This is a genomic window from Fulvivirga sedimenti (assembly GCF_020328055.1).
This window is the reverse complement of sequence record NZ_JAIXNE010000006.1, coordinates 225397-239153: the sequence shown is the minus strand read 5'-3', so window position 1 is coordinate 239153 and position 13757 is coordinate 225397. Positions and strand designations below refer to the sequence as shown.

At 45.1% G+C, this 13757-nt stretch carries 15 protein-coding genes and 1 tRNA gene; 6 read left to right on the top strand and 10 right to left on the bottom strand.

The features are described 5' to 3' along the window. The first annotated feature begins 140 nt into the window (after positions 1–140). Complete coding sequence (locus LDX50_RS27055) at positions 141–1523, top strand: spondin domain-containing protein (RefSeq protein ID WP_225699417.1); 1383 nt, start codon at positions 141–143, stop codon at positions 1521–1523. Between the two features lie 48 nt (positions 1524–1571). On the opposite strand, the gene LDX50_RS27050 is transcribed toward LDX50_RS27055, so the two are convergent. After that, complete coding sequence (locus tag LDX50_RS27050) at positions 1572–2378, bottom strand: (Fe-S)-binding protein (RefSeq protein ID WP_225699416.1); 807 nt, start codon at positions 2376–2378, stop codon at positions 1572–1574. 4 nt (positions 2379–2382) lie between these two features. After that, entirely contained in the window at positions 2383–3711 is a 1329-nt protein-coding gene (locus LDX50_RS27045) for a 4Fe-4S dicluster domain-containing protein (RefSeq protein WP_225699415.1), read from the bottom strand. 78 nt (positions 3712–3789) lie between these two features. Here LDX50_RS27045 and LDX50_RS27040 point away from each other — a divergent pair. Beyond that, positions 3790–3862, top strand: a tRNA-Phe gene (locus LDX50_RS27040). 136 nt (positions 3863–3998) lie between these two features. On the opposite strand, the gene LDX50_RS27035 is transcribed toward LDX50_RS27040, so the two are convergent. From LDX50_RS27035 to LDX50_RS27020, 4 genes are all read right to left on the bottom strand, one after another. Next, positions 3999–4751, bottom strand: coding sequence for a pseudouridine synthase (locus LDX50_RS27035; RefSeq protein WP_225699414.1), 753 nt, complete (start codon positions 4749–4751; stop codon positions 3999–4001). A 4-nt stretch (positions 4752–4755) separates the two neighbouring features. Further along, entirely contained in the window at positions 4756–5322 is a 567-nt protein-coding gene (gene scpB, locus LDX50_RS27030) for an SMC-Scp complex subunit ScpB (RefSeq protein WP_225699413.1), read from the bottom strand. Then, entirely contained in the window at positions 5323–5709 is a 387-nt protein-coding gene (locus LDX50_RS27025) for a TraR/DksA family transcriptional regulator (RefSeq protein ID WP_225699412.1), read from the bottom strand. Positions 5710–6164: 455 nt separating this feature from the next. Further along, complete coding sequence (locus LDX50_RS27020; protein WP_225699411.1) at positions 6165–7766, bottom strand: lamin tail domain-containing protein; 1602 nt, start codon at positions 7764–7766, stop codon at positions 6165–6167. A 75-nt stretch (positions 7767–7841) separates the two neighbouring features. Here LDX50_RS27020 and LDX50_RS27015 point away from each other — a divergent pair, with 75 nt between their 5' ends. Then, entirely contained in the window at positions 7842–8834 is a 993-nt protein-coding gene (locus LDX50_RS27015; RefSeq protein WP_225699410.1) for an aspartate-semialdehyde dehydrogenase, read from the top strand. Next, a complete protein-coding gene (locus tag LDX50_RS27010; protein ID WP_225699409.1) occupies positions 8834–10039 on the top strand; it encodes a THUMP-like domain-containing protein in 1206 nt (401 codons plus the stop codon). Before LDX50_RS27015 ends, LDX50_RS27010 begins: the two co-directional genes overlap by 1 nt. Here the strand turns inward: LDX50_RS27010 and LDX50_RS27005 are convergent. Further along, complete coding sequence (locus tag LDX50_RS27005) at positions 10036–10227, bottom strand: hypothetical protein (RefSeq protein ID WP_225699408.1); 192 nt, start codon at positions 10225–10227, stop codon at positions 10036–10038. The genes LDX50_RS27010 and LDX50_RS27005 overlap by 4 nt on opposite strands. A 48-nt stretch (positions 10228–10275) precedes the next feature. Here LDX50_RS27005 and LDX50_RS27000 point away from each other — a divergent pair, with 48 nt between their 5' ends. Both LDX50_RS27000 and LDX50_RS26995 read left to right on the top strand, forming a co-directional pair. Continuing rightward, a complete protein-coding gene (locus LDX50_RS27000; protein WP_225699407.1) occupies positions 10276–10860 on the top strand; it encodes a Crp/Fnr family transcriptional regulator in 585 nt (194 codons plus the stop codon). Between the two features lie 58 nt (positions 10861–10918). Further along, positions 10919–11515: a DinB family protein gene (locus tag LDX50_RS26995; RefSeq protein ID WP_225699406.1), complete on the top strand. Its 597-nt coding sequence runs from the start codon at positions 10919–10921 to the stop codon at positions 11513–11515. Here the strand turns inward: LDX50_RS26995 and LDX50_RS26990 are convergent. Genes LDX50_RS26990 through LDX50_RS26980 form a run of 3 tightly spaced genes read right to left on the bottom strand, consistent with a single transcriptional unit; the run spans position 11484 to position 13726 of the window. Further along, a complete protein-coding gene (locus LDX50_RS26990) occupies positions 11484–12020 on the bottom strand; it encodes a dihydrofolate reductase family protein (RefSeq protein WP_225699405.1) in 537 nt (178 codons plus the stop codon). The two genes, LDX50_RS26995 and LDX50_RS26990, sit on opposite strands and share 32 nt — an antisense overlap. Positions 12021–12064: 44 nt before the next feature. Next, positions 12065–12241: a hypothetical protein gene (locus tag LDX50_RS31115; protein ID WP_420828568.1), complete on the bottom strand. Its 177-nt coding sequence runs from the start codon at positions 12239–12241 to the stop codon at positions 12065–12067. 24 nt (positions 12242–12265) lie between these two features. Continuing rightward, positions 12266–13726, bottom strand: coding sequence for an aldehyde dehydrogenase family protein (locus LDX50_RS26980; RefSeq protein ID WP_225699403.1), 1461 nt, complete (start codon positions 13724–13726; stop codon positions 12266–12268). Between the last annotated feature and the right edge of the window lie 31 nt (positions 13727–13757).

The window sequence follows — 13757 nt, the reverse complement described above, 5'->3', positions numbered from 1 at the left end:
TATAAGGTTATAACGTGCCGATTGTCCCTGTGGTTTTACACAAACGTCGCCGGCGCGACATTGATAAAGGGAAGTTGATTTTTTCGTGAGAACTCCGTGATAATTAATGAATTCCTTTGAAAAAATAAACAAAGAAAATCATGAAAAAAATAATCAACTCTCCTGTACTGATGGCAATTGTCATCATGTTCGTACTGGCATCGTGCAACGATGATGATGACGACGGAACGCCGGTATCGAACCCCGTAACCTTCGAGGTTACCATTGAAAATATCAACCCGGCATTACCTTTTTACCAGTCGGGAATATTCAATACTCCTGATGGAGCTGCAGCGCCGGGTCCTGTTCTGCCAGGAAGCGGTGATACGTACACGTTCACCTTCAATGCCGGGTCAAACTACGTACCCGGTGCAGTTCCACGTTTATCATTCCTAACAATGCTTGTTGCATCGAATGATCTTTTCCTTGCTCCGGGTGAAAACGGAATTCCACTCTTTGACAGTAATGGAGATCCCCTGAATGGCGACATCACCGATGAGATTTATCTGTGGGATGCCGGAACAGAGGTAAACAGGATGCCAGGAAGTCCGGATCAGCCCGGGCCATCCAGCGACCCGGCAGGATCGGGAACAGATGAAAATGGCCTGGTAACGCTGCTTGGCGGGACCGGCAGCGAGATTAGTGTCGAAATAACAACCGAATCCGGAACCGGGAATTATATCTATCCGCCGGTAGATGAACTGGTGCGCGTTACAATATCCAATACAGGGACAGTATTCACCGTAACCTTGGAAAACTTGTCTGGTTCTTCAAATGTTCCCTCACCGCTTTCACCGGGTGGTTTCGCAATTCATATCGGAGATCAAATTCTCTTCGCCGAAGGTGAAGCTGAGCGGGGTAACGGCATTGAAGAAATTGCCGAGGACGGAATAACCACTGTTTTTGCCGATTATGTCGGGGATAATAACGGACTTATTGTGCCGCTCTCTCCGGGGGTTTTTGCTGTACACGATGCAGGTATTCTTCCGCTTTTCGAGGATGGGCAAAACGACTATGGAGACGGACTGGAAGCGATTGCCGAAGACGGTGATCCATCTGCTCTTACCACTGTACTTGCTTCTGTACCCGGGGTAACTGAATCAGGAGCGTTTGGTAGTGCTCCGATTGGTCCGGGGGGAAGTTATCAGTTTACTTTCACCGCCCGGCCGGGTGACTATTTGTCCTGGGCAACGATGTTCGTACAATCGAATGACTGGATCTATACATTTGATGAAGAAGGGGTGTCCTTATTCAACGGAAACACACCGGCATCCGGCGATCTCACTTCCCTCGTAAAACTCTATGATACGGGTACGGAGACAGACCAGTACCCGGGAGCAGGTGAAGATCAGGCAATTCGTCAGCCGGCCGCAGATACCGGAGCTCCTGATGCAAATGTTCTGGTACGTGAAATAACGTCGCCAGGGGACATCATTCCGGCAACGAATGAAACGATACGTGTAACCATTCGCGTGGTAAACTAATTGAGGTTGGTTGATGGTTTGAGGGAATGGCGGCTGCCATTCCCTTTTTTATAATCCTTCAGATTCTGCGATCAGTTCGGCAAGATCCTTAACGGAAACCTGCCCTTCCTTTTCCTTGTTTTTAACCCCATCGCTCATCATGGTCATACAGAACGGACAGGCAACAGCGATAGTAGTGGCGCCCGTCTCGAGTGCTTCCTCTGTTCGTTCGATGTTAACTTCCTTATTGCCCTTTTCGGCATCCTTGAACATTTGAGCTCCTCCGGCACCGCAGCAAAAGCCCTTTGTCCTGCATCGCTTCATTTCCACCAGTTCTGCATCAAGTGCCTCGAGCACTTTACGTGGTGCTTCATAAATATTATTCGCACGGCCGAGGTAGCAGGAATCGTGATAGGTAATCTTTCTACCGCGGAATTCACCCCCTCCTTTCAAGTGTATTTTACCTTCGTCTATTAATTGCTGAAGGAATGTACTATGGTGAATTACCTCATAGTTTCCGCCCAAAGCAGGGTACTCGTTCTTGATGGTGTTGAAACAATGCGGACACGCAGTTACGATCTTCCTGACATTGTAGCCATCCAAAACCTGTATATTCGACATGGCCTGCATTTGAAAAAGGAATTCATTCCCAGCCCTTCTGGCCGGATCACCCGTACAGGTTTCCTCGGGGCCCAGTACCGCGTAGCTGATACCAACCTTCGACAGAATTTTTACAAAAGCCTGGGTAACATTTTTGTACCTATCGTCAAAAGAACCTGCGCACCCTACCCAGAAAAGTATCTCAGGAGACTCACCTTTGGCGGTCATTTCTGCCATAGTAGGCACTGATAGCTTATTAGATTGTTCTTCACTCATAATTTCAGTCTTTCAAAGTAATATCATCCGCCCACTTGAATCGATCAGTAGTCGGAAATTTCCATGGAGCAAAATTTGTTTCAACATTCTGGAACATCGCATTCCACGAAGCAGGCGAACCTGATTCTTCCATGGCCACATACCGGCGGAGATCCAGAATGATCTCCAGGGGATTGATATTCACCGGACACGCCTCAACGCATGCATTACAGGTTGTACAGGCATTTATCTCTTCTTTGCTGATATAATCGCCCAATAGTGATTTGCCGTCATCTGCGCCAGCACTACCCTGATTCTTTACAATTTCAGTGGCACGGTCACGCGTATCCATCATAATCTTTCGCGGCGATAACAACTTGCCTGTCTGATTGGCAGGGCACTCAGAAGTACAACGACCGCACTCCGTACAGGCAAACGAACCCATAATACTTCTCCAGGTCAGATCGGTAACATCCTTTGCCCCAAACCTTCCAATCTCGTCAGGGTTGGTATTGGCGGCACCCTCAGCGACCGGAAGACCCAGCATCATTTTAACTTCATTGGTCACTGTATCCATATTTTTCATTTCGCCCTTTGGAGTAAGCTGACTGTAGTACGTATTTGGGAAGGCAAGAAAAATGTGGAGATGCTTTGAATAGGTAACATAAATTGCAAATGCCAGGATACCTACGATATGAAACCACCAGGCAAAACGCTCGACAAAAACCAGCGAAGATGTTGACATACCTTCGAAAATGGGTATGAGCATACCTGAAAAGAACAGGGGACCGGTTTGAGCATAGTGTTCAGGATCCACCCCCTGAAGAATCTGATCTGTGGCATTCATGGTGAAAATGGCGAGCATGAGGATAATCTCGATCACAAGAATAAGATTGGCATCCAGCCGTGGCCAGCTCGTCATTTCCCTGGAGTGGAATCTCTTAATTTTCATCACATTCCGACGCCATAGAAAAACTATGCATGAGAGTAAAACACCCATCGCAAGGAACTCAAAAATATTCATGAGTACATTGTAGAAACCCCCCAGAAAAGGAGCAAACAGGCGATGTGTGCCGAAAATTCCATCCAATACAAATTCAAGTACTTCAAGGTTGATGACAACAAAGCCGATGTAAATCAAAAAGTGAAAGAAGGCTGGAATTATACGCTTAAACATCTTTTGCTGACCAAATGCAACCAGCATCATGGTTCTCCAGCGTTGTGAAGAGTCTCCGCTTACATCTGCATCACGACCCAACAGAATTGCTTTCCGGATTTGCTTAATCCGGCCCGAAAGCAGGTATATCGCAACGGCCAATACCAGGACAAATGCGATTTGTTGTATATATGCCATAGTTGTTCAGCTTTGAATATTTTTAATATTTGTTTTGCACCAGATGTAAAATTATATAGTTTTGCATCCTCTTAGGTTGGTGCTGTAGCTCAGTTGGTAGAGCATCGGACTGAAAATCCGTGAGTCGGTGGTTCGAGCCCACTCAGCACCACTTCAAAAAACCTCCCCTTCAAGCGGAGGTTTTTTTATTCCTCCAAATCATTATCTGAACTCTAAAATAGATGATTATCAAAAAATAGTATGCAAGCATACTAAATTTCTGATTTATTTAGACAGATTCCAGATAATTACATTCTTTTAAGCTTTGAAACCTCCTTTTCGGTGAGTGGCCGCCATTTCCCCCTGGGTAGGTTGTACTTATCAAGACCCGCATAGACCACACGGTCCAGTTTTGTTACTTCAAAGCCAAGGTGCTCAAAAATACGGCGTATGATCCGGTTCCTTCCAATATGAATTTCAATTCCAAATGCCGTTCTTTCATTATTGAGTACGGCAAGCTGATCCACCGTCGCAATCCCATCTTCGAGTTCCAGGCCCTGTTCAATCTGCTGAATTTCAGCCTTGCTGAGAGGCTTGTTAACTTCTACCCGATATATCTTTTTTACCTGTCCGGAGGGATGTGACAACTTCTTCGCCAGTTCACCATCATTGGTAAACAACAACAAACCGGTTGTATGACGGTCCAGCCGACCTACAGGATATATTCGCTCATCCGCGGCATTCTTCACCAGATCCATTACCGTACGGCGGTTTTCCGGATCGTCTGTTGTCGTAATAAAGTTTTTAGGCTTATTAAGCAGAATATAAACCATCTTTTCAGGGCTGAGGCGTTTGCCCTTATAACGAACATCATCACCGCGTGATACTTTTGTGCCAAGTGCGGTTGTTACTTTTCCGTTCACGGTAATTTCACCCGACTCGATCAACTTGTCGGCCTCACGCCGCGAGCAAACCCCTGCATTGGCTATAAATCTGTTCAGGCGTATCTCTGCCTCAACTCTTGGGGCAGACTCTCCTTTTGGTTTTTTCTTTCCGGTCACCGTATTAGTTTTCGCGTTCTTCGCCTATGACATTCTCGTCCGGAGCGGCAAAGTCTTTCGGTGTAGGTAATTCCGACAGATCATTGATTCCGAAGTATTCCATAAAGGACGGACTGGTTCCATACAGTAATGGCCGCCCAATACCTTCTGATTTGCCCTTAATTTCAACCAGACCCTTCTCCAGCAGTTTCTGAACAGCATAATCGCAGTTTACACCACGGATATTCTCCACCTCACTTTTGGTAACTGGTTGCTTATAGGCTATGATCGAAAGGGTTTCCAACGCAGAATTTGATAGTCTGCGTTTCGACTGCTGCTTGAGAAGTATTCCGATACTGGCCTGATACGCAGGTTTGGTAAGAAACTGATACCCACCTCCGGCCTTGTTTAACTCAAAAGAAAATTCATCATCCGAATACTTCGCAATTATTCGCTCTATCGCTGAAGTAATGTCTTTCTCCGGAACATCTGCCTCAAACATCTCCGTAAGACAGGTTTGTATATCAGATACACGTATCGGCGACGGAGAACAGAAGATCAACGCCTCGATATGGTTTTGAAGAAAGTCCAACTAGTTTTGCTGACTAAGTTTCGCTTCTATTGATTGAGTTGTATGAGGTACCGCTCTTAGTCGTTCCTTTGAGATCAGTTTACCCGTAACTGAACAGATACCATAGGTTCCGTTCTTAATTCGTATCAATGCATTTTCCAGGTTATTGATGAACTTCTGCTGGCGTGCAGCGAGCTGGCTTAAATTTTCCTTTTCGGCTGTATCAGCACCATCCTCCAATACTTTAGTATTGCCGGATGTAGTATCTGTGCCTTCATCGTTACTCTTATTCAGTGTACCCTTCAATATTTTGAATTCAGCCCTGGCCTTGTCCAATTTTTCAAGAATTAACTCTTCAAATTCTTTCAACTCCTCGTCTGAATACCTTGTTTTTTCTTCTTGAGCCATATTTAAAATATTAGTGGAGGACATCCTCCCGTTAAATGCGCCTAAAAATAATTTATGTGGCGGAAAGTAAAAAAGAATAACCCAAATAAATTAATACTTGTTCCCCGCGTATATTAATTTCAAACGATTGAAATGGCTTCTTGTTGCGTTTCCATGCAAGGAGAATGCAACAGAAGAACAATTACAGGAATGCCAATTTCCGGATTCTAGGCGCTAATCCGTGAAGAGGGTGAATTCTTCAGATTTTTAATCCGCTGCCTGATCGATTCCAAATCCATTGTTATATGGTATTGTTCCCGAATATATTCACGAATGGCCTTAGCCTTTTTCCCTTGCCTGAGCAAATAGGAAATAGAGTTATCTACAATACAGTTCATTTGTAATAAGGATAGTGGTTAATGAAATATAATGAATTTTCAGCATCCCCGCCTAATTGTTGTGTGTATTCGGAAAATTTATCGCGTAATTAACCGTCGGATAAACCGGTGTGACTTTCCACCCTGGGTGAGAATTTCAATCCACACAAAATACATCCCGCCCTTTTTTATACCGACCGCCTCAAAGTTGAACTCAATCATGCCAGATCTTCCTGTCAGAAATTCGCTTACAATATCTCCCGTTATCCGGCCCCTCATATCAAATACCTTGGCGCTGAGCGTCGTCCCCACGGGCAAATCATGATAAACAATCTGAGCATTTCCGGATAAACCGATATCTGCATTAACTGAGATCATCATATCATCAGCATGTTCCAGCTGTGAATTTGGCCTGCCGGGAGTTCCGAAACCATCCGCCTGAGATGCGGATGTCCAGTTATTTCCGGTAATCGCCGGCAAGAACATGCTTATTCTTTCAAGTGAAACATCTTCCGTATTTTCCAGCGCCTGATGATGAAATCCTTCATCATAATTAATTTCATCCATCACTGATCCCGAAGCACCTTTGAGTACCAGATTACCCTTCCTGTCAGGAAGGTTCAGCAGATTTTTAATCTCCAGGATCTTATTCTCAGGAGCGCTGCGGTACCTGTTGAGAAGCGCATTTCGGTTTTTGGTAATCACCAGGTAATCATTCGAAGGGATCGAAACCAAAGAATCGATTACGGTCTGTATCGGCTTTGCAGTTTGAGTAAAGCGTTCAATTGTTACCCCTCTCAGCGTCAATTGATGAGCTGAAATATTTGCCAGTTCGATATAATCACTATTCCCCGGTGCAGCATTAAATAATATTTCGTTGATGCAAAGATCCTCCTCTCCCGGTAAGTCGGAAACCATGAACTGCGTTGACAGCGTTTTTGATATACTTCCATCGCAACCCTTAATATCCACGAGCTCCAGCCCATAATTTACATCGGAAAATAACCTTTGATCCGTCCTGAAAACGTAATGCCCCTGTTCCATCAGAATTGCCCTCAACCTAATTTCCGGCAGTATCCTGATGCTTTCCGCGTTCAGTGAGCTGAAAACAATTGATTTATCAAACCATATGTATATATCAGATTCAGCATAAACATTCGTGATGAATGGACCATCCGAAACAGGTTCTTTATAGATACTATTTGTTACGCCAGGAGTGCCGCCCGCCTCATTCACACTGCTCCTCCAATTATTTTCAGGAATGCATAAATAACGCGGATTGATCATTTCAAATGAAACCCCTCCATCGCGATCCGAACCCTGATGCCACGATTGAAAATATGTTACACTGTCAATGATGTCTCCTGACCCATCCCGTAATATGATCCTGTCGCTCGTATTATTCAAAACCGGCCAGGGTTCCACCGCCACAGCATCAGGGAATTTTTCACTGTTTGTCTCACTGCACAACACGATCAAATCCCCCGCGTTTACAGAACGCCTTCCAACTCTTCCAATCCTTCCTGATGCATCTTGCAGCGTCCAGTTCTCCGTAGAGATCCCATCTTCTGAAATCAACAATTCAACATATTCCGCAGCCGGCAGACCCCGCGATGGCTCCGGGTCACTCATGATCTCAACGATCCGGGCCTCCTGTGCCATCAGGCATGGGGCAAAAACCACTGACTTACAAATGATCATTATGAGCTTTTTCAACTCTATATCACTATTAATTTCAGGAATTTGTACTTTTGAACGGACAAATAATGCCCGAATATGAAATTAGCCGTTGTGGGGGCTACCGGACTGGTTGGTCAGGAAGTCCTGAAAGTATTGGAAGAAAGAAATTTTCCCCTGGATGAGTTGCTGCCTGTCGCTTCTGAGCGCTCTGTGGGCAAGACCATCACATTCAGAAACAGGGAATATACGGTGATTGGAATGGCTGATGCTGTTTCGCAGGCCCCGGATATTGCTATATTTTCGGCGGGTGGCGGCACGTCACTTGAGTGGGCACCAAAATTTGCCGAGGCAGGAACCATTGTGGTTGATAATTCATCCGCCTGGCGCATGAGTCCTGATCACAAGCTGATCGTTCCTGAAATTAACGGGGAGGAACTTCGCATAGATGACCGTATCATCGCGAATCCAAATTGCTCCACCATTCAGATGGTTCTGGCATTGGCTCCTTTGCATCACCGATATAAACTGAAACGAATCGTTGTTTCAACATATCAGTCGGTCACAGGCACTGGTAAAGCAGCGGTGGACCAGCTAATGAATGAACGCAAGAATACACCCGGAGAAAAGGTCTATCCCCATCCGATCGATATGAATGCTCTTCCTCACATTGATGTCTTCATGGAAAACGGTTACACCAAGGAAGAAATGAAGATGATTAATGAGACACGGAAAATTCTCGGTACACCTGACATCGCAATCACTGCAACAGCGGTACGTTTGCCGGTTATGGGGGGTCATTCAGAATCGGTGAATGCTGAGTTCCACGAGGATTTCGACCTGGCCGAGGTTCGTGAGCTTCTTCAGAATATGCCGGGTGTAGTGGTTGAAGACGACGTGTCGCAAAATATTTATCCGATGCCGCTAAATGCACACGGCAAAGACGAGGTTTTTGTTGGCCGTCTTAGAAAAGATGAGTTCCACCCAAACACGCTCAATATGTGGATTGTGGCTGATAACCTTCGAAAAGGAGCAGCCACCAATGCCGTACAGATTGCAGAATTCCTTACGGCAAATAACCTGGTGTATTAATGCACGCGGGCGAATGGCTTGACGCCCTCGCATCACAGGAAGCCCAGGAATTCATGCGCGCGAATGAAAACGAAGACCCATTCAGTCTGTCGCTAAGATTTCAGGAAATCGCAGGTATTCCAATCTCAATTCTTGCATCCCAAATCCGTTCCAGGCAAAAGGCCCGTACTAAACTGCCCGAATGGGCATCGCACGACTGTATTGTTTTCCCTCCCGCGGAAAATCTCGAACAGGCATCTTCGGAGCAAACCGCACGCTTCAAGTCAACCCTCATTCGCGGAGACAGGTTTGTTGATCTAACAGGAGGTAGCGGGATCGATTCCTTTTACATTTCCCAAAATTTCAGGAGCAGTATTTATGTTGAAGAGCAGCCTGAGCTTTGCGCAATCGCTGAACACAATTTCAGATGTCTCAATCAGGAGATTGAGGTTTTGAACCTCCCGGCAGAAAGATTCCTTGAGCAGTTCACGGTTACAAAGGAAATGACTTTTTTCCTCGACCCTTCTCGCAGGGATTCTGATAAACGCCGTGTATTTCGGCTTGAAGACTGCTCCCCCGATGCACGTAAAATCTGTGCACAGATAAGTGAGCAAAACGGGCATTGTCTTCTAAAACTTTCCCCCATGCTTGATATAGAACAGGCGCGTAGGGAACTCCTGAACAGAGTGGCGAAAATTTGGATTGTTGCCCTTGATGGCGAGGTGAAGGAATTACTGTTTTTAACGCAACCGCAGCCCGAGGATAATCCGCTTTATACGGCAACAGATCTGAACTTAAATGGGGGATGCCAACAGTTTGAATTTCGGCGGAGTGAAGAAGAGAATGCATATTCAGAATATACTGATTCCGGCTTGTACCTCTATGAATCTAGTGCGGCACTTAGAAAGGCAGGAGCATTCAAAATTCTGTCAGGTCATTTTAATCTGAAGAAAGTTGCTCCCAATACGCATCTTTATTTTTCCGGGGAATTTTATCCTGATTTTCAGGGACGTGTGTTCAGGGTATTGGATATACTTCCTTATCAACCAAAAAAGCTCTCCTCCCGGATAGGTTCAGAAAAGGCAAATATTACCATTCGGAATTTTCCTGAAGAAGTAGCTCAGATTCGCAGAAGGTCAAAACTTCGTGATGGTGGCGATCTTTATTTATTTTGCTACACAGATCAGCACGACAGAAAGATGGTTGCTGTCTGTAAAAAAGCCTAACATAGAAAAAGTCTGGTGAGCAGGACAATTATGCAGCCACCACCATATAAAATGAATACCTTCAGCCGGTTCTGAATGCTCATCCACCAAAGGACCCACCATGGCCTGTAGAGACCTGCGAAAAGCGTGAAAAGAAAAATCCCCGCCAGCCAATTCAGAATTTCACACAGTACTTCGGAATTCATCATGGCCTAAATTTGCCAAATAATTATTTATCTTTCATAAAAGTCTGAACTGTGCCTGGCAATGATATTTTTGACGGACTGCTTGAGCAGGCCGATTCATTTTTCCCCATTCCGTCTGTCGACAGGGGTCGCTTCATCCGTGACTGGAAGCCCTGCAGTATCAGTAAAGGCGAACACATTACCCGGATTGGGCAGGTGGAAGATTATTTTTATTACGTTCATCAGGGTGTCCTTCGCGGGTATACAATTCATGAAGGCAATGATGTTAGCGTAGGCTTCACCTACCATGGTGATTTTTCCGGTGTATTTGATTCATTCCTGGACCGTTCGGTATCGTGGTTCGGAATTCAGGCACTTACTCAATGTTCTATGTTGCGAATATCATACAGCGATATGATGAAACTTTATGATGATTCACATAGTGCCGAGCGCTGGGGAAGGATTTTTACAAGTGAAATGCTCATTCGAATGGCAAAACGCCAGCTGGAAGTTCGCAGTTATACAGCGGAGGAAAAGCTCGAGCGTCTGGAAAAAAACAGTCCGCAAATTTTCCAGCATATTCCCTTAAAGCATCTGGCATCCTACCTGGGAATGACGCCCGAAACACTCAGCCGGCTTCGCAATAAACGCCCGTGATTTCTTGATCTGGATCAAGGCGATCCAGCATTGTGGTCACTATCTTTGAAATAAAAAAATGATCGACTCTATTCATTCCCAGATAGAATTCCAGCGCAATCAATTGAAGCAATATGAGCAGCTGGATACCTCACTGCTTCATGCAAAACCAGCCTCCGGCGGCTGGAGTATTCTTGAATGCATCGGTCACATGAATTTGGCGACCGAATTATACCTGGATCAAATCGAAGCGAAATTGCCCTTGCTCAAAGAAGGCGATCGCGCATATAAACCAACCGTACTCGCAAAATATTTTATCAACGGGCTTGGTGTTCAAAAGGATGGGAAAATAAAATTTCGGATGAAGACCATGAAGGCATTTGACCCTTCGGCTACCGGCATACCCGATGACAACGGAATTGAACGTCTTTATGATAACCTGAAAAGGGTTTCCAAAATTCTTTATCAGCTGGAAGGTAAGGATCTGCGATCCTTTAAGGTAACAACCGCTCTTGGTCCGGTTTTAAAGTTCAATGTGGGCGATGCAATCCGGTTTATATCCGCCCACAACGAACGTCACTTTTTACAACTTCAGCGTATTTATAAAAATGTTGCGGAAAGTTCTGATGAAAGATCCTCTGCCATCACTGCTGAAATGTCCAGGTCTCCTGAATAAATCCATTGGCATATTTATTTTCTGATACGAGCCGGGCGTCACCGGGCAGGACGTGTTCTCCGAACAATGGTATTCCTTTAAAGAGCCGAACAGGCAGTTTGGTAAGGATCAGCTCATCGATCAGGCCCGCTTTCAAAAAGGACCCTGCCAGAACGCCTCCTCCAACCAGCCAGATATCCTTCCCAGGAGCATCCTTGCAATTTCGCGCGAATGCTATTGCATCCGTATGAACAAAACAAACCTCATCGCAGGGCATCGGATCCGGATGGCTCGTAAACACAAAATTCCTCTTATCTGAATAAGGGAAAGGCACCTTCATATCCATGAGCTTGGCATAGGTTCGATAGCCCATGAATGTAGTATCGATACGGGCATACATTTCACTATATCCAAAATCCTCTCCCTCCTGAAACCACTTTTTATCTTCAAGCCAGTCAATCCCGTCGTGCTCGTCGGCTATGTAGTGATCTGCCGACGCAGCCACGTAGTAAATGATCTTCCGCATAATTCAATTAAATTGTTTCATACTTTTTATTAATACTCTATTTTTCAGAATAAATCGATCATCATGTCAGAAAAGGTCCGGGAATGCCCTTCATGTGCCATGGAAATCAGTTCTTCGGAGGCAGTTTGCCCAATCTGTGGATATGAATTTCCTTCCCGATACAGAAAAAACTGGTCAATGTTGGCAGCAACAATACTTTTGTTGCTACTGCTGATCCTCATATTTCTGCCCTGATTTATTGGCCGCTAAAACCACTTAATCGTCAGATCGATTAATTTTTGTTTAAAGTCACTGAATGGAGGGCCCATAAAATCCAATCCGCTTACGGGAGCCCACTGTTTCAGGACAGCTCTTGGATTTGAAAACGCCTCGAATCCATAGAAACCATTGCCTTTTCCTATGCCGCTGTTATTCGATCCTCCGAAGGGAAGATTGTTATTGAAGAAATGAATGCCGCTATGGTTGACAACTGTACCACCTGCGCGGGTTTCCTGAATAATCGTCCTGATATTCTTTTTATTCTTACTGTAGATATAGAGTGCCAGGGGCTTTTCCCTGGAATTAATCTCGTTGATAACCTCTTCCAGATCATTGTACAGATATACCGGCAGAATCGGGCCGAAAATCTCATTCTTAGAAATACCGGAACCTGCCGGCACATTCGTAAGAATCGTAGGTTCAAAATAATCCTCATCCGGATTGGTCTTTCCACCATATTCAATACTTGCTCCTTTCGATACGGAGTCCTCCATATAAGCGGAAATTCTACGGTGGTGGTTTTTATTTACAATCCGATTATAGGATGGTGAAACAGACGCATCCTCGCCATAATAGTCCCTGATATTTTGCTTAACCAGCTCCATGAATTCGCTGGCATTCTTTTCATGAACAAACACGTGATCCGGGGCAATACATACCTGTCCGTTATTCATCCATTTACCAAAGGCAATCCGCATGGCGGCGGTTTTCAGGTCGCAGTCCTCGTCAACAATCACGGGAGATTTCCCGCCAAGTTCCAGGGTAACGGAGGCCAGGTTTTCAGCTGCGGCTCTCATCACAATTTTGCCAATTTCCGGAGCGCCGGTGAAGAAAATATGATTAAAAGGAAGTTTTAATAGTTCACTCGCAACTTCCACACCTCCTTCAATAACAGCAACTTCCGATTCATCGAATAGTTCTGAAATGATCTTTTTCATGATCCCGGAGGCATAGGGGGTATGCTCCGAAGGCTTGATCATTACGCAGTTTCCCGCAGCTATCGCCGAGATCATCGGCCCGAATGATAAGTTGACAGGAAAGTTCCAGGGAGAGATTACCAGAACGACGCCCTTGGGTTCATAATGAATATAGGAACTGGTACCAAGCTGGGCCATTGGTGTGCCCACTTTTTTGGGACGCATCCATTTTCTGAGATGTGAGCGCGCATATTTAATGTCGGAAGTTACGGGGTAAATCTCCGTTAGATCTACTTCACTCGGATGCTTGCGAAAGTCCTTGTACAGTGCTTCCCTGATCTCTTCGCGGTAAGAAAGAACAGCTTCATGCAGAACTGCCAGTTTCCGCCGTCTTTCACTTGCTGTCGTCCTCGCCACCTTATGTTGGTTGGCTTTCTGAAGATTAAATATTCTTAAAATTTCTTCCCCTGGCGAAGCTTCGCTATTCGAATTAATCCCTTTTGATTTTGGTTCGGCTACAGTCGTATTCATGCCATCGTATTTTGGTTAATTTACGAATTAT

Bases quoted from the DNA above. Each gene is read 5' to 3' on its own strand.
- LDX50_RS27025 (WP_225699412.1), bottom strand. From the start codon at position 5,709: ATGGCTCAAGAAGAAAAAACAAGGTATTCAGACGAGGAGTTGAAAGAA.
- LDX50_RS27055 (WP_225699417.1), top strand. From the start codon at position 141: ATGAAAAAAATAATCAACTCTCCTGTACTGATGGCAATTGTCATCATG.
- LDX50_RS27010 (WP_225699409.1), top strand. From the start codon at position 8,834: ATGCACGCGGGCGAATGGCTTGACGCCCTCGCATCACAGGAAGCCCAG.
- LDX50_RS27015 (WP_225699410.1), top strand. From the start codon at position 7,842: ATGAAATTAGCCGTTGTGGGGGCTACCGGACTGGTTGGTCAGGAAGTC.
- LDX50_RS27050 (WP_225699416.1), bottom strand. From the start codon at position 2,378: ATGAGTGAAGAACAATCTAATAAGCTATCAGTGCCTACTATGGCAGAA.
- LDX50_RS27020 (WP_225699411.1), bottom strand. From the start codon at position 7,766: ATGATCATTTGTAAGTCAGTGGTTTTTGCCCCATGCCTGATGGCACAG.
- LDX50_RS26995 (WP_225699406.1), top strand. From the start codon at position 10,919: ATGATCGACTCTATTCATTCCCAGATAGAATTCCAGCGCAATCAATTG.
- LDX50_RS27005 (WP_225699408.1), bottom strand. From the start codon at position 10,227: ATGATGAATTCCGAAGTACTGTGTGAAATTCTGAATTGGCTGGCGGGG.
- LDX50_RS31115 (WP_420828568.1), bottom strand. From the start codon at position 12,241: ATGAGGATCAGCAGTAGCAACAAAAGTATTGTTGCTGCCAACATTGAC.
- LDX50_RS26990 (WP_225699405.1), bottom strand. From the start codon at position 12,020: ATGCGGAAGATCATTTACTACGTGGCTGCGTCGGCAGATCACTACATA.
- LDX50_RS27045 (WP_225699415.1), bottom strand. From the start codon at position 3,711: ATGGCATATATACAACAAATCGCATTTGTCCTGGTATTGGCCGTTGCG.
- LDX50_RS26980 (WP_225699403.1), bottom strand. From the start codon at position 13,726: ATGAATACGACTGTAGCCGAACCAAAATCAAAAGGGATTAATTCGAAT.